The sequence below is a fragment of the Stenotrophomonas sp. 93052_Sma genome (assembly GCF_056481145.1).
Genome location: NZ_CM151134.1, coordinates 2,799,230 through 2,819,846, shown reverse-complemented (window position 1 = coordinate 2,819,846; position 20,617 = coordinate 2,799,230). Strand labels below are relative to the sequence as shown.

Sequence of the window (20,617 nt, the reverse complement as noted above, 5' to 3'; positions counted from 1 at the left end):
TATACATCACAGGTTCTTAACGAAGTGGCTGCTTCTTGCTCTCGGTGGGTGCGGACCGTTGGTCCGCACGCTCTCGTAGAGCCGAGCCTACGCTCGGCTCCGCACACTGACAGGAAAGCAGCCGAGCATGGCTCGGCTCTACAGAAGGCAGTGCCAGCCCATCAGGGCCGCAGCAGCACCTTGCCGTTGCGGCCCGAACCCGCACCGGCCTTTGCTGCCTGGGCGATGTCGTCCAGCGCGAAGACCTGCTCCACCGGCAGGGTCAGTTCTCCGCTCGCCGCACGCTTCAGCAGTTCGCCAACCAGCCGGCGCTTGTCCTCCACCGCCATCGCCTGGCTGACCTTGCTGCCCCAGAAGCCCTTCACCGTGGCTTCCTTGTAGATCAGGCCGCCGGCGGGAATGCGCATCGGCTCGCCGCTCATTACACCGAACGACACCAGCGTGCCGTGGTGGCCAAGCAGGTCGACCAGATCGCCGCTGGCGTCGCCGCCAATGGAATCCACCGCGGCCGCGGCCTGCGCTTCGCCGGTCGCCTCACGCACGCGATCCTTCCAGCCGTCCACCGAGGTGTCGAACACATGATCGATGCCCAATGCCTGCAACTGTGCGACCGCATCGGCATTGCGCACTAGGTTGGCCACATGCACGCCACGCGCCCGCGCCAGCATCGCCAGCGATTTGCCCACCGCGCCGTTGGCGGTGTTCTGCACGATCCACTGGCCCGCCTCGACGTGCAGGAACTCCAGCAGCATCAGCGCGCTCAGCGGCATCGCGATCAGCTGTGCGGCCATTTCGTCGGGGATCGCCTCCGGCATCGGAATCACCATGCGTGCAGGTGCGATGAAGGCCTCAGCCCAGGTGCCGTGCACCGAGGCGGCGGCAACCCGCTCGCCGATCTGCAGGCCGTCGACGCCGTCGCCGAGTGCATCGATCACGCCCAGTGCTTCACTACCACCGATCGCCGGCAGCGTCGGCTTGTAGCCGTAGAGGCCACGCACGGTCAGCAGGTCGTGATTGTGGATCGAGGCCAGCACGGTGCGGATGCGCACTTCGCCGGGGCCGGGCTCGGGCAGGGCGGCATCGGCAATGGCAAGGACGTCGGCCGGGTCGCCGAAGGAGGGGTACTGGGCAGCGCGCATGGGCGGTGTTCCGGGGAAAGTTGATGTTGTACCGAACTGGGGACGCAGGCGTTGTCGACAAGGCGGCGCAGGTGCAACACGGCATCCTGCGACTGATCGTCGCGACATGTGCTGATTACCGCATCTTGTGTTGACGGGTTGGAATATCCCCACTATGTTGTGTCCGTCACTCCCGGTCAGCCGCCGCCGCCGGACATGCAACAAACGTCCCGCGGCCCGCCCCTGAAGGCTTGCCGTGTCGACGCGGCCGCCATCGAGCGGACCCAGATCGCCCCCACGGCCCGGATACCGGCCGCAGGCGCAGGCTGTTGCCGACGATCTGGTGTTCCCGCGCTTTGGCATCCCACCCCGACCGCCCCGTGCGCCGGTATCGCGTGCAGGGCCGCCATGGCATCGACCGCCAACGCGCGTGCGAGCCTGGAGTTTCACCACCATGACCGACAGTACCTTCCGCGTGGCCGATCTGGCCGGCGCTGGCGACGCCTTGCGCGCCGGTGGCGAGCGCGTGCCGACCTGGATCACCAAGGAGGCCGGCAACCGTCGCCTGCCGTTCGAGGCCGAGCGCCTGCAGCGCAGCATCGACGCCGTGCATGCCGAGTTCCCGCAGCTGGATGTGAGCGACTACCGCCGTGTAGTGCAGTCGATGGTCGAACGCAAACCGAGCATCAGCGCCGATGACCTGGTCGATCTGCTGATCCGCGAGGCCGAATCGCGCGTGGACCTGGTCGCGCCGGAGTGGGAACAGTTTGCCGCGCGCATCTACCTGCGTCGCCTGTACAAGCGCGCCAGCCGCAACCGCTTCTACGACGTCGGCCTGAAGTACGGCTCCTACGTGGGCCTGCAGGAAAGCCTGGCCGATCGCGGCATCTACAGCAACGACATCCTGCGCTGCTACTCGAAGGAAGAATTGCAGCAGGCCGGCGAGATGATCGATCCGGAACGCGATCGCCTGTTCGCGTACAACGGCCTGTACCTGCTGGCCACGCGCTACCTGGCCAGCGACCGCAGCCGTGAGGTCTACGAACTGCCGCAGGAGCGCTGGCTGACCATCGCGCTGTACCTGATGCAGGAGGAAAAGCCGCGCGAGCGGCGCATGCAGCTGGTCGGAGAGGCGTACTGGGCGCTGTCCAACCTGTACATGACGGTGGCCACACCGACCCTGGCCAATGCCGGCAAGGTGGGCGGGCAGTTGTCGAGCTGCTTCATCGACACGGTGGACGACAGCCTGCAGGGCATCTATGACTCCAACACCGATATCGCCCGCGTGTCCAAGCACGGCGGTGGTGTTGGAGCCTATCTGGGCTATGTGCGCAGCAGCGGCGCGCCGATCCGTGGCGTGGCCAATTCCTCCGGTGGCGTGGTGCCGTGGATCAAGCAGCTCAACAACACTGCGGTGTCGGTTGATCAGCTCGGCCAGCGCAAGGGCGCGGTGGCGGTGTACCTGGACATCTGGCACCGCGATATCGAAGCCTTCATGGACCTGCGCCTCAACAACGGCGACCAGCGCCTGCGCGCGCACGATGTGTTCACCTCGGTCTGCGTGCCCGACCTGTTCATGGAAGCGGTCGAGCGTCGCGCCGACTGGTACCTGTTCGACCCGCACGAGGTGAAGCAGGCCAAGGGCTGGTACCTGCAGGACTTCTACGACGAGAAGCGTGGTTCGGGCAGCTTCCGTGACCGCTACGCCGAGCTGGTGGCCGATGAGCGCATCAGCCGCCGCACGGTGAAGGCCATCGATCTGTTCAAGCGGATCATGCTCAGCCAGCTGGAGACCGGCAACCCGTTCCTGTTCTACCGCGACGAGGTCAACCGCCGGAACCCGAACAAGCACGCGGGCATGATCTATTCCAGCAACCTGTGCACCGAGATCCTGCAGAACATGAGCCCGACGCGGATGATCCAGGAGATCGTCAGCGGCGACCAGATCGTCACCACACGCCGGGCCGGTGACTTCGTGGTCTGCAACCTGTCCTCGATCAACCTCGGTCGGGCGATCAGTGCGCCGGATGACCTGTTGGCCACCGATGTGCTGGAACGCCTGATCCCGATCCAGGTGCGCATGCTCGACAACGTGATCGACCTCAATGCGCTGCCGGTGCCGCAGGCCACCATCACCAACCGCAAATACCGCGCCATCGGCCTGGGCACCTTCGGCTGGCACCATCTGCTGGCGCAGCAGGCGATCCAATGGGAATCGCCGGATGCCGAAGAGCTGGCCGACCGCCTCTACGAGCGCATCAACTTCCTGACCATCCAGGCCAGCGCGCAGCTGGCGAAGGAGAAAGGCAGCTACCCGATGTTCGCCGGCAGCGACTGGCACAACGGCCGCTACTTCAGTGACCGCGACTACAGCGGCGCGGCCTGGGACAGCCTGGCCCGCGAGGTCGCCACGCACGGCCTGCGCAACGGCTGGCTGCTGGCGGTGGCGCCGAACATGAGCACCGCGCAGATTGCCGGTTCCACCGCCTCCATCGACCCGATCTACAGCGCGTTCTACTACGAGGAAAAGAAGGATTTCCGGCGTCCGGTGGCTGCACCGGGCCTGTCGCTGGAGACCTGGCCGTACTACGAGAAGGGTGCCTACAAGGTCGACCAGTTCGCCAGCGTGCGCCAGAACGCACGCCGCCAGCGCCACGTCGACCAGTCGATCAGCTTCAACCTGTACGTGCCAAGCACCATCCGCGCCAGCACGCTGCTGGAGCTGCATCTGAGCGCCTGGCGCGAGGGCCTGAAGACCACCTACTACGTGCGCTCCAACGACATCGACATCAGCGAATGCGAGTGGTGCTCCAGCTGACCGCCGGCGACCCACGGTAGTGCCGGCCGCTGGCCGGCAACACGATAGAAAGAGAACGAAGGCAGAAAACCATGGCAACCCCCCTCGACCGCATCAAGATCCTCGAACCGCGCCATCCCAACCGCAGCACCGGCATCATCAACGGTCGCACCAGCGGCATCCTCAACTGGAACGACATCCCGTACCCGTCGTTCTATCGGGCCTACAAGGAGCTGTCGACCAACTTCTGGATTCCTGACGAGGTCGACATGAAGCTCGATGCCCGCCAGTACGGCGAGCTCAATGCGCGCGAAAAGAACGCCTACGACTCCATCATCGGCCTGCTGGCCACGCTCGACTCACCGCAGACCCGCTTCATCTACAACGTGGCCGAGTACATCACCGATCCCGCCGCGCATGCCAATGCAGCGATCATCGGCCAGCAGGAAGTGATCCACAACGAGAGCTACAGCTACGTGCTGGCCTCGATCACCGACCTGCCGAACCAGAACCGCATCTTCGAGATCGCCCGCACCCACCCGACCATCATCAAGCGCAACGCACCGATCATGGGCGCGTATGACGACTTCATGCGCGAGAAGACCGCCGAGACCCTGCTGAAGTCGCTGATCCAGTCCTCGATCCTGGAAGGCATCAACTTCTATTCCGGTTTCGCCTACTTCTACAACATGGTGCGGCAGAACCGCATGAACGGCACCGGCAAGATCATCAGCTTCATCAACCGCGACGAGCTGGCGCATACCAAGTTCATCAGCGAGTTGATCCGCGCCATCATCGGTGAGAACCCTGAGCTGCAGACCAACGAGCTGACCGCCTACGTGCACCAATCATTCGAACACGCGATCGAGCTGGAGACGCAGTGGTCGTCGGAGGTGCTGGACGGTATCGACGGCATCGACGTGGACGAGATGGTGCGCTACGTGAAGTACCGCGCCAACAAGATGGCCGGCATGCTCGGCATCGAGCGCCTGTACAGCGACACCACCGACAACGTGATGCCGTGGATCAAGGCCTACGCCGACAACTTCACCGAAACCAAGACCGACTTCTTCGAGATGCGCAATGCAAGTTACAAGAAGACCAACGTCGACAACGGCTTCGACGACCTCTGAGCCCAGCGAAGCGCTGAGCATCCTGCTGGTGGTGGCCTCGTTGAGTGGCAACACCCGCGAGCTCGGCCGGCAGATTGCCGAGCGTTGCCGCGCAGCGGGCCATGCGGTGCACTGGCAGGAGGCCGACGACCCGCGCCAGGCGCCGCCTCTGGCCGCCGATGAGGCCGACCTGGTGCTGCTGGGCTGCTGGACCGACAACGCCGGCCGCACGCCGGCGGAGATGAAGGCGTGGGTGGCCGGTATTACGGAGCGCGGCGAGCGGCCACGGCAGCTGGCGGTGTTCGGTACCGGCGAAACGCAGTGGGGGCAGGAGTACTACTGCGGCGCCGTGCACCGGCTGATCCGCTACTTCCGCAGCGACTACCCGCCGCTGGAGATCGAACAGATGCCGCATGGCGTTCGCCATGCCGCGGCCATCGAGGCCTGGACCGACGCGGTCCTGGCCCATTACTGGAGCAACACCGATGCAGATCATCGACGCCACCACGCCTGAGCAGTTCCAGCAGCTGCTGGCCGAACATCCGAGGGTGCTGGTGGATTTCCACAAGGACCAGTGCCCAGGGTGCCGGATGCTGGAGATGTCGCTGCACCGCGTGGCGATCAGCAGTGCAGGGCAGGGCATCACCCTGCTGCGCGTGCAGCTGGAAGTGCTGGGTGAAGCGTTCTTCAGGGGACTGGGGTTGCGGCAGACGCCGACGCTGTCCCTGTTCCGTGACGGCGACGAACGCACCCGCCTGGCCGGGTTCCAGTCGCCGCAGCAGATTGAAGCCGCCATTGCGCTGCATCTGTAGAGTCGAGCCATGCTCGACTCTACAAAGGCATACACGCGTGGCGCGGATCTGCTGGCGGGATTTGCTTTCTGTAGAGTCGAGCCATGCTCGACTGCTTTGCGCGCGGTGTGCGATGAGTCGAGCATGGCTCGACTCTACAAAGGCATCCACGCATGGCGTGGATCTACCCGCCGCTGAAGGTATCCACCAGCAGCTTCACGTTCAACGCCACGATCACCAGTGCGATCACCCAGGCGATGCCGCCCAGCCAGCGCGGGGCCACCAGCGCGCCCATCGTCACCTTGTCGGTCACGATCCGCACCAGCGGGATGATCGCGAACGGCAGCTGCATCGACAGCACCACCTGGCTCAGCACCAGCAGCTTTACCGCCCCCTGGTCGCCAAACAGCATGATCACCACCACCACCGGAATGATCGCCAGCGCCCGCGTGATAAGCCGTCGCAGCCACGGTGGCAGACGCAGGTGCAGGAAGCCTTCCATCACGATCTGGCCGGCCAGCGTGGCGGTCACTGTCGAGTTCAGGCCGGAGGCCAGCAGCGCAATCGCAAACAGCGTCGCAGCGGCGCCCACGCCCAGCATCGGCGCCAGCAGCTGGTGCGCCTGCTCGATGTCTTCCACATCAAATCGGCCATTGGCATGGAACACCGCCGCCGCCAGGATCAGGATGCTGGCGTTGATGAACAGTGCCAGGGTCAGTGCAAGGGTGCTGTCGGTCACTGCCCAGCGCAGCGCGCTGCGTCGGCCTTCATCGGTGCGCGGGTAGGCACGGGTCTGCACGATGGACGAGTGCAGATAGAGATTGTGCGGCATCACCGTGGCACCAATGATGCCGATGGCGATGTACAGCGCGTGCGGATCAGTTACCACCTGCGCGCGCGGAATGAACCCGCCCAGCACTTCCATCACCGGCGGTGCAGCCAGCGCGATCTGCACCACGAAGCAGCCGAAGATCACCATCAGCAATGCGATCACGAAGGCTTCCAGCGCACGGAAACCGCGGTTCATCAGCAGCAGTACCAGCAGCGTGTCCAGGGCGGTGATCACCGCGCCCCACAGCAACGGCAGGTCGAACAGCAGCTTCAGTGCGATCGCGGTGCCGATCACCTCGGCCAGGTCGCAGGCGATGATCGCCGCCTCGCACAGCGCCCATAACGCCAGGTTCACCGGCTTCGGGTAGCGGGCACGGCAGGCCTGGGCTAGGTCCATGCCGGTAGCGATGCCGAGCCGCGCCGACAGCGCCTGCAGGATCACCGCCATCAGGTTGGAGATGAGGATGACCGACAGCAACAGGTAACCGAAGCGCGAACCGCCGGCGAGGTCGGTGGCCCAGTTGCCCGGGTCCATGTAGCCGACCGAAATCATGTAGCCCGGGCCGAGGAAGGCCAGCAGGCGGAACCACCAGTGGCCCTTGTCGGGCACCGCCACCGAGGCGTTGAGCGCACCTAGGCTGGCCGGAGTGGAGGCCGAGGGGTCGCGGGATGCCAGGGTGTTCATGGCTCCGAATATAGCTCCTGCTATAGTCATTAGCAATGTGAAACAATCGTCTTTATCGCGTTACTGGTCCAGAATTCAGGTTCAACACCGGAACAACCGGAAGGACAGGCGCAGGCGTGGGCAAGACCGACGATTCGACATCGCTGAAAAGCACCCCCTTGATCGAGGCCGAGCGCCAGGTCGAGAGCTTCCGGCAAGTGCGCGAGGCGCACCGGATGGAGCTGGTGGAGGACTATGTCGAGCTGATCTCGGACCTGCTGGCCGATGGCGGCGAGGCCCGCCAGGTTGACATCGCCACCCGCCTGGGCGTAGCCCAGCCCACCGTGGCGAAGATGCTGCGGCGGCTGGCCCGCGATGGCTGGGTGGTGCAGCGGCCGTACCGCGGCGTGTTCCTGACCCCGGAAGGCGAGGCGCTGGCGCATGCCAGCCGCCAGCGCCATCAGACCGTGGAGCGTTTCCTGCTGGCGCTGGGCGTGGACCCGGATACCGCGCGGCGCGATGCCGAGGGTATCGAGCACCATGTAAGCGAGCAGACGCTGGCGCTGTTCGAAGCGTTCGTGCGCAAGGCGGAGGGCGGGGCGCCGTAACGGTTGCGTCGGGCCATGCCCGGCGGCTGTTCGCGCGGTGATGGAATGAGTCGAGCGTGGCTCGACTCTACAGATCGGGCGGACAATGGGCCTGCTGCTGCGCGCACGCCTGCTTCGTCCATTCCTTCATCACGGGTTGCAGGCCTTCGTAACGCCGGCCTTGCCAACCATTGGCCAGCACCTTGCCGTCGGCATCGATCAGCACCAGATTCGGCGGTGCCAGCCCGGCCAATGCCTGCAGTGCCGGCATGCGCGCGGCACGGCGCGGGTCCAGCACCGGCCACGGCATGTCCTGCGCGTGCATGTAGCGGCGCAGCGCGGCCTCGCTCTCGTCCCGGCTGACGTACACCACTTCGGTATCGGCGCCGGCCTCGCGCAATGCGTCACGCACGCTGCGCAGTGTGGGTACGAAGGCATGGCAGGGCGCGCACCAGTCGGCGCCGAAGTACAACGCCACCAGCTTCGGTGGCGATGACCACTGCATCGGCCGCAGCGAGCGCTGTTCCGGCCGCATCAGCGAGGCCGAGACCTGCGCGTGCAGGTCCGCAGCCATCGCCGGCGCGGCCAGCAACACGGCACAGGCCAGCAACAACGCTCGTAGTGGCTTAGAACGCATAACGCAGGTTGACGTACCACGAGCGCGCGAAACGCGGCCCGTAGACATAGTCGCTGTCACGCAGTGCCCCCACTTCCAGGTCTTTCTGGCGCTGGTCGAACACGTTCTTGACGCCTGCGGCCACCGACACTTCCTGCTGCGCCTGCGCGCCCAGGTGGCGGTGCCAGCGCGCACCCAGATCGGTCACCAGGAATGAACGCGTGCGGTGCAGTTCGCCCAGCCGGTTGTTCAGCACCGACATCGGCCCGGTGTGGCGCAGCGCGACGAAGGTCTCCCACGGCTCGGCCGGCATCCAGCTGAGCTGGGCCAGGCCGGTCCAGCGCGGGGTCTTCAGGTAGTCGCGGCTTTCAATGACGGTGTCGCCGCCGACGCCGGTGTCGTCGAAGATGCGCTGCGGTTCGCGGAAGCGCGAGCGGTACCACGAGGCACCGGCGGTCAGGCGCCACTGCGGCGACGGCTGCCAGCCCAGGTTGGTTTCCGCGCCCAGCACATTGGAGCCGGAGGCGTTGTAGCGCAGCTGGCTCAGTTGCCCGTCATCGCCGCGCTGGATCTCGCCGAGTGCGAATGTGTCGCGGATGCGCGCATACGAGGCGGTGGCATCCCAGCTCCACACCGGATTGGCCGGGTCAGATCGCCAGTCGAAGCCGAACAGGGTGGTCAACGCGCTCTTCCTTCAGGCCGTCGGTGTTGCGCACGCGCACCTGTTCGCCACCCAGCGTATCGACATGCACATCCTCGACGAAGATCTCTGGGGCACGGAAGCCGGTGGCAATGCCGGCGCGCCACTTCAGGTTGGGCGTGGCCTGCCAAGCCAGCGCGATGCGCGGCGAGAACACCGCGCTGTCCAGCTCCGAGCTCTTGTCCACGCGCGCACCCAGCACCAGGTCGACGTTGTCGCGCAGGCTCCACTCGTCCTGGATGAAGGCGCCCAGGTTGTGGAAGGTAGCGTCCTCCAGCACTGCCAGCCGCTGGCCGTCACCGGTGCGGTTGTCGTCGCGCAGCGCCTCGTGCTTGTACTGCACGCCGAAGGCCAGCGCGTGCGCCCCCAACCGCCAGTTCAACTGGCTGTCGATGTAGTGCAGCGGGTTGTGGGTGCGGCCGTACTGGCGCCACGACCGCGAGGCCGCGCTGCCGGCCACGTTCGGGTCCAGCTGCGACGGGTCATAGCCCGGCGCAGACGGATCGGTGACCACGTCGCCCAGGCCGCCATAGAAGCTGTCGCGGTCGATGTCGGCGAAGGCATAGGCCAGGCGGAAATCGACGTCGGCATTGATCTCCTGGTCCCACGACACGCTGCCGCGCCGGTACTTCGTATCCAGCGATTCGGCGATGTTGGCCAGGTACTCGGGCTGGTCCAGGCGGTTGCCGCCGCGGCGGGTTTCATCGGTCACCTGCAGGTCCAGGCGCAGCCGTGTGCCCGGTGTGGGCGCATACCAGGCCTGCAGCCCGCCGACCTTGAGATTCTTGCGGGTGATCTCGGTATAGCCGTCACCGTTGTAGTCGATGCCACTGTTCCAGTTGCGCTGGGCGATCACCGACAGCCCGGCGTCGGCGTCCTTGGCAACCAGGTCTAGGCGCACATCGGCATTCTTCTGCGGCGTGCCTTTCAGCACATCCACGCCGGCCTGCACATGGCCACCGCTGCGCGCCGGCAGTGGCGGGATCAGGTTGATCACACCGGCCACCGCGCCCGGGCCGTACAGCGCCGAGCCGCCGCCCTTGACCACTTCGATGCGGTCGACGAATCCGGCCGGAATCTGTTCCAGGCCGTACACGCTGCCCAGCGTGGACAGCAGCGGGATGCCATCGAACAGCAACTGGTTGTAGGCGCCGGGCAGGCCCAGCAGCTGTACCTCGCTAGTGTTGCAGTTCTGGCAGTTGCTTTCCACGCGCAGGCCATTGATCAGTTCGGCGGCACGCGAGAAGTCGGTGGCCGCGCGCAGCGCGATGTCTTCCTTGCGCAGCACTTCGGTGCGGATCGGGACATCGGACAGCAGGCGTTCGCTGCGGGTGGCAGTGCTGACCTTGACCTGCACGCGATCCAGCTCGGTCGGCTTTGGTGTGGCGGCCAGTACGGGCAGTGGCAGGGTCAGGGCGATGGCGGCAGCCAGAGGCAGCCGGCGGGAAAAGGTTCTGGAAACGGGCATGAAGGCGTCGTCCTTGGGAGAGGAAAGGCGGCGAGGGCGACCTGACTGACGCATATGAAAGCAGAGGGTCATAGATATAGCAACGGCTATATAAATAAGTCCGTGCAATCACGAAGCCGGAAGCAGGGTCAGAACATCGCGGACGACAGGGTTATAACATTACACTTAAGCACCAGAACCCTGCCGGATGTCATGCCCGGCAGGGTGCGAGGGAAATCGAGGAACGCCGCCCTGGGCCGGTCCCAGGGCGGCGAGGGGCTTACCAGGCGGCGCGCAGGCCGACCTGGGCACCGTGGTTGCGATAGCCGCTGTCGCCACGCTGCACACGCAGGTCACCCCATGCGCTCCAGCGCTGGCCCAGCTGCAGCTGGGCACCGGCCTGCACTTCGTAGCGGTTCTCCGGCGTCTTCGCGCTCAACGACTCACTGTTGAAGCGCATGGCCTCATCGCGCTGGCCACGCAGCCAGTTCGCCGCCAGGAACGGCTGCACGCGGTTGCCCTGCAGCGTGCCGTGGCCAAACAGGCGTACGCCGAGGCGGCTGTTGAGGCCGCCGCCGCGACCATCCTCGACCGTGGTGCCATTGTTTTCGACCAGGCTGTCACCGTCGTAGTCGGTCCAGGTCAGCTGCGCCTGCGGCTGCAGATACAGCGTGCTGGCCTCACTGCTGCGGATGGCCCAGGCATAACCGGCTTCCAGCGATGCGCTGCGGGTCTTGGAGTCGTAGCTCTCGCGGGCGATGCCTTCGCCCTGCACCTCGTTGTCGAAGCGCGCCGCCTGCAGCCAGCCGTCCACGTACAGGCCGGCACTGCTCTGTGCATCCTGCACCCAGCCCAGGTAGACACCGGCCGACTTGCCCTTGACCTTGCCGCGGGTGCCATAACCGCTCAGATTCGACACCGCCTGCGTGGTCGCCTCGCCGGTGCCGAGCATCACGCCGATCTGGCCACGGCCATCGCCCCAACGCCAGACATCGCTGCCCAGCTGCAGGGTGTTGATGTGGGTACGGGCGTCAACCTGGCCGGCCACGTTCGCCTGCAGCTGGTCACGCCCGGCGCGCACCCAGGTGCCGATGCGGGCGCGGTCGAAGCCGGGCTCGCCGCGGTCGTGGCGGCGCAGCTGGAACATCTGCACGGCCGCGGCCTGGTTGGCCAGGTACGCGCCCGGCTCCGGACGCAGCACGGGGACCGGATCGACGGGATTGACCGGATCCACCGGATCGACCGGATCGATCGGGTCAACAGGATCGACCGGATCCACCGGACCAGTGCCCTGGCACTCCGGCAGCGCCGGATTGATGTCGCACGGATTGCCGGTGTAGGCCGAGGTCAGGTACCAGTTGCCGTTGGTCGCGCCCGGAGTGCCCTTGCGCAGGAAATACTCGTACATGCCACCGATGGCGCGGCCCTGCATGGCGAAAGTTGCGGTGGAGGTGCCATCGACCTGCACCAGCGGAATGCCGTTGATGGTCTGCGCACCGGCGCCATTGATGTTGTTGACCACGATCCGGGTGCTGCCGCTTGCATCGCCGGTGACGTGCACCTTCGAAGTCGGCGCATCGTCGGCGGCCATCACCGTATTGAAGTGCAGCGTGCCGCCCTGGCCGACATAGTTGCCGTTGACGGTCAGCTGGCGGAACTCACCCGGCCCGAGCAGGATGTCGCTGCCTGCACCCAGAGTGAGATTACCCGTGTTGCTGTCGCCGGACAGCGTCCAGCGACCGCCCTGGTCGACGATGACGTCGGCCGGGCCGAGGATGCGGCCGGTGAGGTCGAGGCCATCGAGCAGGCTGATCTTTGCGGTGGCGGTATTGGCGATGGTGATATCGCCCTTGAGCGTGGAGGTGCGGGCGGTGAAGTCGAGCAGGGCGTTGTCGCGCGCTTCGATCATTACGCCATTGCCGCCGATGAGGCTTGCGCCGTTCTGTGCGGTGATGCGGACGGTTTCGTCACCGCTGCCGCGGGTGACGAGGATCGCGCTCCCGGCGGTTCCGGTGACCGAGGATCCATCGATTGTCAGTCCCCACTCGCTGAAGTTCTCCGCAAATCTCGTATCGCCGTTGTAGTTGACGGAGATGCCGTTGGTATCCCCTTTGACGGACGTCCCGGCGTTGAGATTGACCGTGGCGCCGGTGACGAGAATTCGGCTGTTGAACAGGGTGGCTTCGCTATCGAGGCGACCACCAGCCGATGCGGCGAAAGAGATGCCTCCTGTTCCGGTGACGGTGCTTCGAATCAATGTCACATGAGAGCGCGGAAGCGCAGAAGCACCCACACTTGTGGACAGTGTGATACGGCCGTCAATATTCGAGTCCTGGATGACGGCGTTGCTGTTGACCAGGCTGTTTATGCCTCCGCCGGTGACCGTAGCGTTCTGCAGTGAAACGGAGGCAGGGGCGTTGTTCGCGTAGCGGCCCGTGATCGTGGACGTTCTGGCGTTCTGGACGATCAGCGTTCCACCATTGACGGAGAATGCCTCACCTTCCAGCGCGCTTCCTGACGTGACGGTTACTGTCTGCCCGGGATTGACGGTTGCTGCACCGGTAGAGCCTGCGGCAGTGAAGAGCAATGAGGCGACCACGGCCAGGCCAAGTCGTGAGCGCTCTGGGGGAGTGGACGCAAGCATTGGCGTGAACTGCATCATGCGCATGGGTGTTTCTCCTTGAAGCCTATTGGGGGGACCTGCATCCGCAGGACCGGAGGCGGCACTGTGCGGATCGGGTCTTGCCTGGGCCATGCAATTAATCTGAAACGACTGCAGCGGCACTTGCCGGATTCAAACCCCGTTCAATAATTCACCAAACTAAATGGAGCGCGTGGTCTGAATAATTCAGCGTGCGTGAGAGCGCAGTGAATGGCGCGTGCAGGATGCTCAAGCTGCGCATCTGCAATCTAAATCCGTGACAGCGGCCACAGTTCATCGGCGCCGTGGCGCTGCGTGTCGGGGGGTCATGGAGTCGGGGACGGCTCAGAGCCCTTTCCTCTGGAAAGGGAGCCGACTCAGGGGCCTCGATCAGCCGCGGCGGAACGCGGCGGGGGTACGGGCGCCGACGATGATCATGCGGATCATCGTGGAGATCTGTTCAACCAGCTCCGGATCCTTCTCCGGTGGCAGGTCCATGGCGGTGGCACCCATCGCGAACACCAGCCGGGTGATGGCCTTGGCCACCAGTTCCGGGGCATGCAGTACGGCGCCATCCAGTGCGGCCAGGCGCACCAGGTCGTGCTGCAGCTCTTCCTCGAAATAGTGCAGCTCGCGTTCGACCGCGTGCTTGAAGTCGTCCGAGCCGACTGCGCCCTCGCGCAGCAGCACGTGCAGCAGCTTGTCGTCGGCGCGCAGCTGTTCCATGAAGGTCTCCACCGAGACCCGCACCACGCTGGTGGCGGTGGAGGTGGCGCGCTGCCGGGCCTCGCCGATGATGGTGCGCAGCGAGCGGCCGGCCGCATCGATGAGCGCCACGGCCAGTTCGTCCATGTCGCGGAACTGCCGGTAGAAGCTGTTCGGCGCGATGCCGGCCTCACGTGCCACTTCGCGCAGGCTGAGCGTGGACAGGCTGCGGTGCGGCCCGATCAGTTTCAGGGCAGCAGCCAGCAGATCCTCGCGGCTCACCGTACGGCGGGCCGGGCTGTTGGCATCTTCGGGCGTCGACAAGGCGGTGGCGGCGGCCATGGGGGTTCCGGTGGGGCGAGGCTGAATCATACCCAATCCGGTTCAATATACACATGTATACACAGGTGTATGTGCGCCCGTATAGTGCGCCCATGAGCGCTGTCGTCCGTCCGTCCCTGTTCTCTCCGTACCGCTGGGTCTCGCCGTCGCTGTTCGATTTCTGGGCGGGCCAGCTCAATCCCCTGTGGACCCTGCGCGAGCCGGTGGCCCGCCTGGTCCGGCGCGAGCCGGCCGGCGAGGGCGCGGCGACCCTGGTCCTGCGCACCAACCGGCACTGGGCCGGCATGCGCGCTGGCCAGCACGTCACCCTCGGCGTCGAGATTGAAGGGCGCCTGTGGCAGCGCAGCTACAGCCCCACCGCACTGGGTCGGCGCGAGCTGGCGATCACCGTCAAGGCGATCGAAGGCGGCCGGGTCAGCCAGCATCTGGTCAATCATGCGCGGCCGGGCGAACTGTTCCGCCTCGATGCCGCCTTCGGCGAATTCCATATGCCGGCCGCGGCGCCGGTCCTGCTGCTGGCGGCCGGCAGTGGCATCACGCCGATGCGCAGCCTGTTGCGCGACGCCTGCCAGCGCCCGCTGGCCGCGCCCGTGGACCTGTTCTACTGGGAGCGTACCGCTGCCCATCTGCAGTTCCGTGATGAACTGCAGGCGCTGGCCGCAGCGCATCCGAACCTGCGCGTGCATCTGCTGACCACCCGCGAGGGTGAGGCGCCGGCCGCGCGTATCGATACCCATGATCTGCAGGTGGCCGGCGATGACACGCCGTTGGCGCAGCGCCATGTGCTGGCCTGCGGCCCGGACGGCTTCGTTGCCGCTGCGCGCGAGCGTCTGGCGCACCAGGTGGCCGGTTTCCAGGCCGAAGCCTTCACCCCGCCGGCGCCGCTGCGCGATGCCAGCAGCGAAGGTGAGGTGTCGCTGACGCTTGCGCGCAGTGGCCGCCAATTGAGCGTGCCGCGTGGCCGCTCGCTGCTGGAAAGCCTCGAAGCCCATGGCATCAAGCCCAAACACGGCTGCCGCATGGGTATCTGCAACAGCTGCAGCTGTGACCGCGTCAGTGGCGCCACCCGCCACCTGCGCACCGGCGACCTGCAGTCCGAATCGGCACAGCCGGTGCGGATCTGCGTGAGCGCACCGACCACCGACCTGACCCTGGATCTCTGAGGACGCCTGCCATGACCCGCGCTACCGACCGTGCCCTGAGCACCGCCGAGATGCATGCCTTCGGTGAGGAACTCGACGCGATCCGCGACCGTGTGATCGGCAGCCTCGGCGCCTCCGATACCCGCTACATCCGCCGCGTGGCCGCCGCCGTGCGCTGGTTCGGCGTGGGTGGCCGTGGCCTGCTGTTCCTGGCGGCGTTCTCGCCACTGTTCTGGATGCCGCTGCTGTGGCCGGCCGCGATCACCGGCACGCTGCTGCTGGCGCTGTCGAAGATCCTGGAGAACATGGAGCTGGGCCACAACGTCATGCACGGCCAGTTCGACTGGACCGGCGACCCCAAGCTCAACGGCAACACCTACGAGTGGGACATCGTTGCCACCGCCGACAACTGGCGCAAGACCCACAATTTCCGCCACCACACCTACACCAACGTGCGTGGCATGGACGATGACATCGGCTACGGCCTGCTGCGCATCTTCCCGGAACAGCGCTGGAAGCCGTTCTACCTGCTGCAGCCGATCATCGCGCCGATCTTCGCGCTGCTGTTCCAGTGGGGCGTGGCCGCGCAGGACCTGCGCCTGGGCCGTTGGCTGAAGGGCCGCATCAGTGGCCGTGCGATGTGGATGCAGACCCGCCCGGTGGCGCGCAAGATGCTGCGCCAGGTTCTGAAGGACTACGTGTTCTTCCCGCTGCTGGCCGGCCCGTTCTTCCTCACGGTGATGCTGGGCAATCTGGTGGCCAACGGCCTGCGCAACATCTGGACCTACGTGATCATCTTCTGCGGCCACTTCACCGCCGAATCGGAAACCTTCCCGAAGGAGTGCCTGCGCAATGAGTCGCGCGGCCATTGGTACCTGCGCCAGCTGCGCGGTTCGTCCAACATCAGCGGCGGCTTCCTGATCAACGTGCTGTCGGGCAACCTCAGCCACCAGATCGAGCACCACTTCTACCCGGACCTGCCGGCCAACCGCTATGCGGCCATCGCCAAGGAAGTGAAGGACATCTGCCGCCGTTACGGCCAGCACTACAACAACGGCTCGCTGCCGCGCCAGTTCGGCCAGGTGGTCTGGCGCATCCTGCGCCACGCGTTCCCGAGCAAGCCGCGCCGCCTGCCGATGTCGGACATCATGTCCGCACCGGCATCGGCCAACGCGGGCTGATCGACTCAGCCCGCCTTCGCCAGGGCCGCCTGTTCGCGGTCCAGGCGACGCAGGAATACCTGCATTTCCTTGCGTGCCTGCTGGTCGCCCTTGCTGCCGGCCACGCTCAGCCCGCGTTGCCACGCTTCGCGCGCCGCCTGCGGCTGGCCACTGGCCAGCCAGGCCTTGCCCAGCAGCTTCCACGCCGCCGAATACTGCGGATCAAGGACCACGCAACGGCCCAGATGGGTCGCTGCGCGCACCGGGTTGCCGGCATCCAGCCAGCCCTTGCCCAGGCCGAAGCGCAGCAGCGCGCCGTCCTTGCCGCTGGCGAGCATGCATTCCAGAGCCTCGATGTTCATCAGCGCACCTCCACCAGCAGCTCGGCCGGTCCCGGCTGGAAGCGGCCGCGATGGAACAGCAGTGGCGCGCCGCCGTTCTCGTGCACTTCGATGATGCGGCCGGCCAGCAGCAGGTGATCGCCCACCGGCCACTGCGCATGGCGGGTGCAGGTGAGATGCGCTACCGCACCGGCGATGCGTGGCGGGGCGTCCTCGTCGTCATCCAGCAATGCCAGACCGTCGAAGCGGTTGCGTACCTGCGGATCGGCAAAGCGCCGGGCCAGTGCTTCCTGGTCGGCCGCCAGCACGCTGATCGCAAAGCGGGTGGCGCGCTGGAAGGTGGAAAGACTCTGCGCGTGCAACGCCAGGTTCCACAGCACCAGTGGCGGCTGCAATGACACCGGCACGAACGAATTGATGGTCAGGCCGATGGGCTTGCCCTGCGCATCGCGCGCGCAGACGATGGCCACGCCGGTAGGAAAGTGGCCGAGCAGCCGCCGCAGGGCACGCGGCGGCATCTCGACCGACGGCACCGGGGCCGGGGCGGGGAAGAAAGACCCCCGCCCACGGCCCGGCGTACGGCAGTGTCTCGCCGCTCATGAGGCCCGGGCCTGGCGGTAGCGCCGGCCGACCTCGGCCCAGTTGATGATGTTGAAGAACGCACCGATGTAGTCCGGGCGGCGGTTCTGGTAGTGCAGGTAGTAGGCGTGTTCCCAGACGTCCAGTGCGAGGATCGGGGTATTGCCGGACAGGCCGACCGTTGCACCCATCAGCGGGCTGTCCTGGTTGGCGCTGCTTTCGACTTGCAGGCGGCCATCGCGATCGCTGGTCAGCCAGGCCCAGCCACTGCCGAAGCGGGTCTGCGCGGCCTTGGTGAAGGCCTCCTTGAAGGCATCGAAGCCGCCCAGATCGCGGTCGATGGCGGCGGCCAGCTCATCATCGGGCGTGCCGCCGTTGGCGCTGAGCACGGTCCAGAACAGGCTGTGGTTGGCGTGGCCACCGCCGTTGTTGCGGACTGCTCCACGCTGCGCCTCGGGCACTGCATCGAGGTTGGCGATCAGCGCCTCGACCGGCTGCTCGGCGATGCCGGCCTGCTCGATGGCGGCATTGAGGTTGTTGACGTAGGTCTGGTGGTGCTTGCTGTGATGGATTTCCATCGTGCGCGCATCGAAATGCGGCTCAAGGGCGTCATAGGCATAGGGGAGCGGGGGAAGCGAGTACGACATCGAAGCAATCTCCGTGGGGAAGGCCAAGGGGGCTGGCCGTGGGAGACTGTTATCGCACCTCAACATTGGTTGAGGTCAAGAGATCAAGAGGTCAAGGCCGAGGCATGGTAGTGCCGGCCGCTGGCCGGCATTCAGCGAAGGTCGGGTTGCCGGCCAGCGGCCGGCACTACCAGAACCCGCCTTCCGAACCCTCACCGGCGCGCTGATGCGCTGCCCCCGCCCCCTCCCACACGGATCAACAAAAGCGCCGGCAGGCGAACCCGCCGCCAGCGCTTTCATCAACTCAACTCAACCAGTCCTTGCAGGCGCCATCCACCTGGTCACCGCACGCCTGCTGCATCCGCTGCTGCAGCCGTGCCAGCGTCTCCGCACCCTGGTGCTTGCCGCTCCACGCCTTCAACTGCCCGGCAAGTCGCTCGAAGCGCTGGCGGGTACGCTGGTGGTAACCCGACGGCTGTGCCTCCAGCTCGGCGATCAGCGACGCGGTCGCCTGCTCGATGCGCGGTGCATCGTCCGGCGCCAGTTTCAGCAGGCCTTCCACGTACAGCACGCCCCATTGCACTCGGGTGGCCGGGCCCTGCGCACCATCGTAGGCACGCTTCAACCACTCCAGCGCGCCGGCGGCGTCGCCGCGCTGCTCGGCCAGTTCGGCCAGCTCGGGCATGTAGTAGTACGGCTGCTCGCTGCGCTTCAGCTCGGCCAGCAACAGCGCCTCGGCACCCGCGTCGTCACCTACCTCGCGCAATGCGTACACCGCGCTGCTGATCGTGGCCTGGCGTGCATGCGCATCGGTGGCGGCGGCATCAGCAGCGGCCACGCGCTGCTTGACCCGCTCGACCAGCGCCGCGGGCAGTGCGCCCTTGGGCTGTTGCTGGCGGGCCAGCGATACTTCGGTCAGCGCACGCGACAACGCGTCGTCGGCGCGATCACCGCGCTCGGCATCGGCGCGCTCCAGTGCGACCAGCAATTGCTGGCCCAGGGTGTTGGACGTGGCCGGCCCGGCACTGGCCTGCTTGACCAGCTGCACGCCTGCATAGCCGAGCAATTCACGGTTGCGGCGCACTTCCGCCGGTTGTGCCAGTACGGCCTGCAGCAGCTCGCGCACTTCGGTGGGCGAGGCATCGGGCTTTTCGGCTGTAGCCAGAGCCAGCAGGGCGAAACGGCGCTGCAGGGCGGCGTCGGGTGCCGCCCTGGACAACTGGCGCAGCACGTCCTGGCTCCTGCGCTCGCCGGCCAGGCGGTTGGCGTCCACTTCCCAGCCGTAGTCGCCCAGCACCTGCCAGTCTTCGGCGGCCAGCCGGTCCGGCGTTGCCAGCGCTGTGGCCAAGGTGGCGGCAACAGCACTGCGGCGGCCTGCAGCGACGGTCAGGGCCCGGGTCAGTTCGGCGGCGTCATTGCCACCGGCCACGCGGGTGATTTCGTTGCGCTGTGGGTCCAGCACGATCAGGGTCGGATAGCCGCGTACGCCGAAGCGTTCGCCCCAGGCCTGCGCACCTTCCTCGTCGCCATCCAGGTAGACGGGAACGAATTTGCTGGTCAGCGCGATGAAGGCCGGGTCCTTGAACAGGCCCGCCTTGAGCTGGTTGCACGGCGGGCACCAGACCGCACCCCAGTACAGCAGCACCGGCTTGCCGCTGTCGGCGGCTTCGGCGAAGGCATCGTCCACATCGCCCTGGCGCCAGGCGATGGCGGATGCCGGCGCGGGTGCCTCGGCAGAGTTGGCGGTGGATACCGGGGCCGGGGTGCAGGCGCTCAGCGCCGAAGCCAGCAGCAACACGGAAAGCGCGACGCGCATCGGCAGCATCTCGAAGGGCAGGGTGACAGGCCATTGTAGGAACCGCCGGGGAGCCTGCTGATTCAGTTTGCTTATGACAGGCGTGCCGCAGGGCATGACGCCCACCGGGCATTGCCGGGCGGATGCCTTCAGGCCGCTGCCCGCACCATCTGCTGGTACACCAGCCCGTTGAACTCGCCGACCTCCCCATCCAGCACAAAGCCATAGCGCAGGTAGGCAGGTACTGCGTTGAGCGAGGCGCGCACCGTCAGTACCGGCTCGCGTACCTGCGGCAGCACGGCTTCGAACAAGGCATGGCCGATGCCCTGGCCCTGGCAGGCGGGATCGACGAACAGCATTGCCAGGTGCCGGCCCTCCTTCAGTTCGACCACGCCGACCACGCGCGCATCCTGTTCGGCCACCAGGATGTGGTTGTCACCCTGCAGGCGCGCACCAAATGCGTCGGCTGCTGCGATACTGCCGAAGGTGGCGATGCCGGCCGCGCTGAGAGACGGCGCCACTGCCTCGTTGAACGCGGCCAGGCATACCGCGCTGATCGCAGGCAGGTCATCGACGTGGGCAGGGCGGATCCTTGGCATGCAGTGTTCTTCCTGTAGTGGGCG

At 66.2% G+C, this 20,617-nt stretch carries 16 protein-coding genes and 2 pseudogenes; 7 read left to right on the top strand and 11 right to left on the bottom strand.

The genetic code is table 11. The annotated features are described in order from the left end of the window. Window positions 1-161 precede the first annotated feature (161 nt). On the bottom strand, window positions 162-1,139 hold the full coding sequence (locus tag ACZK2V_RS13170) for a zinc-binding dehydrogenase (protein ID WP_049423059.1): 978 nt from the start codon (window positions 1,137-1,139) through the stop codon (window positions 162-164). 433 nt (window positions 1,140-1,572) lie between these two features. On the opposite strand from ACZK2V_RS13170, the gene ACZK2V_RS13165 reads away from it, so the two are divergent. The 4 genes from ACZK2V_RS13165 (at window position 1,573) to ACZK2V_RS13150 (ending at window position 5,839) form a co-directional block, all read left to right on the top strand. Then, entirely contained in the window at window positions 1,573-3,936 is a 2,364-nt protein-coding gene (locus ACZK2V_RS13165) for a ribonucleoside-diphosphate reductase subunit alpha (RefSeq protein ID WP_049423058.1), read from the top strand. A 71-nt stretch (window positions 3,937-4,007) separates the two neighbouring features. Beyond that, the gene (locus tag ACZK2V_RS13160; RefSeq protein ID WP_024957408.1) at window positions 4,008-5,048 is read left to right on the top strand and encodes a ribonucleotide-diphosphate reductase subunit beta; all 1,041 of its coding nucleotides are present in this window, start codon (window positions 4,008-4,010) and stop codon (window positions 5,046-5,048) included. Between the two features lie 13 nt (window positions 5,049-5,061). Then, on the top strand, window positions 5,062-5,541 hold the full coding sequence (locus ACZK2V_RS13155) for a flavodoxin (protein ID WP_049423104.1): 480 nt from the start codon (window positions 5,062-5,064) through the stop codon (window positions 5,539-5,541). Further along, window positions 5,513-5,839 (top strand): thioredoxin family protein, encoded by a 327-nt coding sequence (locus ACZK2V_RS13150; protein WP_486322463.1) that lies wholly within the window; start codon window positions 5,513-5,515, stop codon window positions 5,837-5,839. Before ACZK2V_RS13155 ends, ACZK2V_RS13150 begins: the two co-directional genes overlap by 29 nt. Window positions 5,840-6,002: 163 nt before the next feature. Here ACZK2V_RS13150 and ACZK2V_RS13145 read toward each other — a convergent pair whose 3' ends face one another. Continuing rightward, window positions 6,003-7,334, bottom strand: a complete 1,332-nt coding sequence (locus ACZK2V_RS13145) for an Nramp family divalent metal transporter (protein ID WP_486322462.1) — start codon at window positions 7,332-7,334, stop codon at window positions 6,003-6,005. 116 nt (window positions 7,335-7,450) lie between these two features. Here ACZK2V_RS13145 and mntR point away from each other — a divergent pair, with 116 nt between their 5' ends. Beyond that, entirely contained in the window at window positions 7,451-7,921 is a 471-nt protein-coding gene (gene mntR, locus ACZK2V_RS13140; RefSeq protein ID WP_014037494.1) for a manganese-binding transcriptional regulator MntR, read from the top strand. A 67-nt stretch (window positions 7,922-7,988) separates the two neighbouring features. Here the strand turns inward: mntR and ACZK2V_RS13135 are convergent, their stop codons facing one another. The 4 genes and pseudogenes from ACZK2V_RS13135 to fabR form a co-directional block, all read right to left on the bottom strand. Further along, window positions 7,989-8,537 (bottom strand): thioredoxin-like domain-containing protein, encoded by a 549-nt coding sequence (locus tag ACZK2V_RS13135; RefSeq protein WP_486322461.1) that lies wholly within the window; start codon window positions 8,535-8,537, stop codon window positions 7,989-7,991. Further along, window positions 8,527-10,684: pseudogene (locus ACZK2V_RS13130) on the bottom strand (TonB-dependent receptor plug domain-containing protein). Before ACZK2V_RS13130 ends, ACZK2V_RS13135 begins: the two are co-directional and overlap by 11 nt. 259 nt (window positions 10,685-10,943) lie before the next feature. Further along, complete coding sequence (locus ACZK2V_RS13125; protein WP_486323328.1) at window positions 10,944-13,307, bottom strand: autotransporter family protein; 2,364 nt, start codon at window positions 13,305-13,307, stop codon at window positions 10,944-10,946. A 387-nt stretch (window positions 13,308-13,694) separates the two neighbouring features. After that, window positions 13,695-14,351 (bottom strand): HTH-type transcriptional repressor FabR, encoded by a 657-nt coding sequence (gene fabR / locus ACZK2V_RS13120; protein WP_005409961.1) that lies wholly within the window; start codon window positions 14,349-14,351, stop codon window positions 13,695-13,697. Window positions 14,352-14,443: 92 nt separating this feature from the next. Here fabR and ACZK2V_RS13115 point away from each other — a divergent pair, with 92 nt between their 5' ends. After that, window positions 14,444-15,514: a ferredoxin reductase gene (locus ACZK2V_RS13115; protein ID WP_486322460.1), complete on the top strand. Its 1,071-nt coding sequence runs from the start codon at window positions 14,444-14,446 to the stop codon at window positions 15,512-15,514. Window positions 15,515-15,525: 11 nt separating this feature from the next. Then, complete coding sequence (locus tag ACZK2V_RS13110; protein WP_088026244.1) at window positions 15,526-16,674, top strand: fatty acid desaturase family protein; 1,149 nt, start codon at window positions 15,526-15,528, stop codon at window positions 16,672-16,674. Between the two features lie 5 nt (window positions 16,675-16,679). Here the strand turns inward: ACZK2V_RS13110 and ACZK2V_RS13105 are convergent, their stop codons facing one another. From ACZK2V_RS13105 to ACZK2V_RS13085, 5 genes and pseudogenes are all read right to left on the bottom strand, one after another. Next, window positions 16,680-17,015 (bottom strand): tetratricopeptide repeat protein, encoded by a 336-nt coding sequence (locus ACZK2V_RS13105; protein ID WP_008267331.1) that lies wholly within the window; start codon window positions 17,013-17,015, stop codon window positions 16,680-16,682. Further along, window positions 17,015-17,594 (bottom strand): annotated as a pseudogene (locus ACZK2V_RS13100) (flavin reductase family protein). The gene ACZK2V_RS13105 and the pseudogene ACZK2V_RS13100 overlap by 1 nt, the downstream one beginning before the upstream one ends. Continuing rightward, entirely contained in the window at window positions 17,591-18,220 is a 630-nt protein-coding gene (locus tag ACZK2V_RS13095) for a superoxide dismutase (RefSeq protein WP_201116433.1), read from the bottom strand. Before ACZK2V_RS13095 ends, ACZK2V_RS13100 begins: the two are co-directional and overlap by 4 nt. 283 nt (window positions 18,221-18,503) lie before the next feature. After that, window positions 18,504-20,024 (bottom strand): thioredoxin family protein, encoded by a 1,521-nt coding sequence (locus ACZK2V_RS13090; protein WP_486322459.1) that lies wholly within the window; start codon window positions 20,022-20,024, stop codon window positions 18,504-18,506. A 119-nt stretch (window positions 20,025-20,143) separates the two neighbouring features. Next, window positions 20,144-20,593: a GNAT family N-acetyltransferase gene (locus ACZK2V_RS13085; protein WP_486322458.1), complete on the bottom strand. Its 450-nt coding sequence runs from the start codon at window positions 20,591-20,593 to the stop codon at window positions 20,144-20,146. Window positions 20,594-20,617 lie beyond the last annotated feature (24 nt).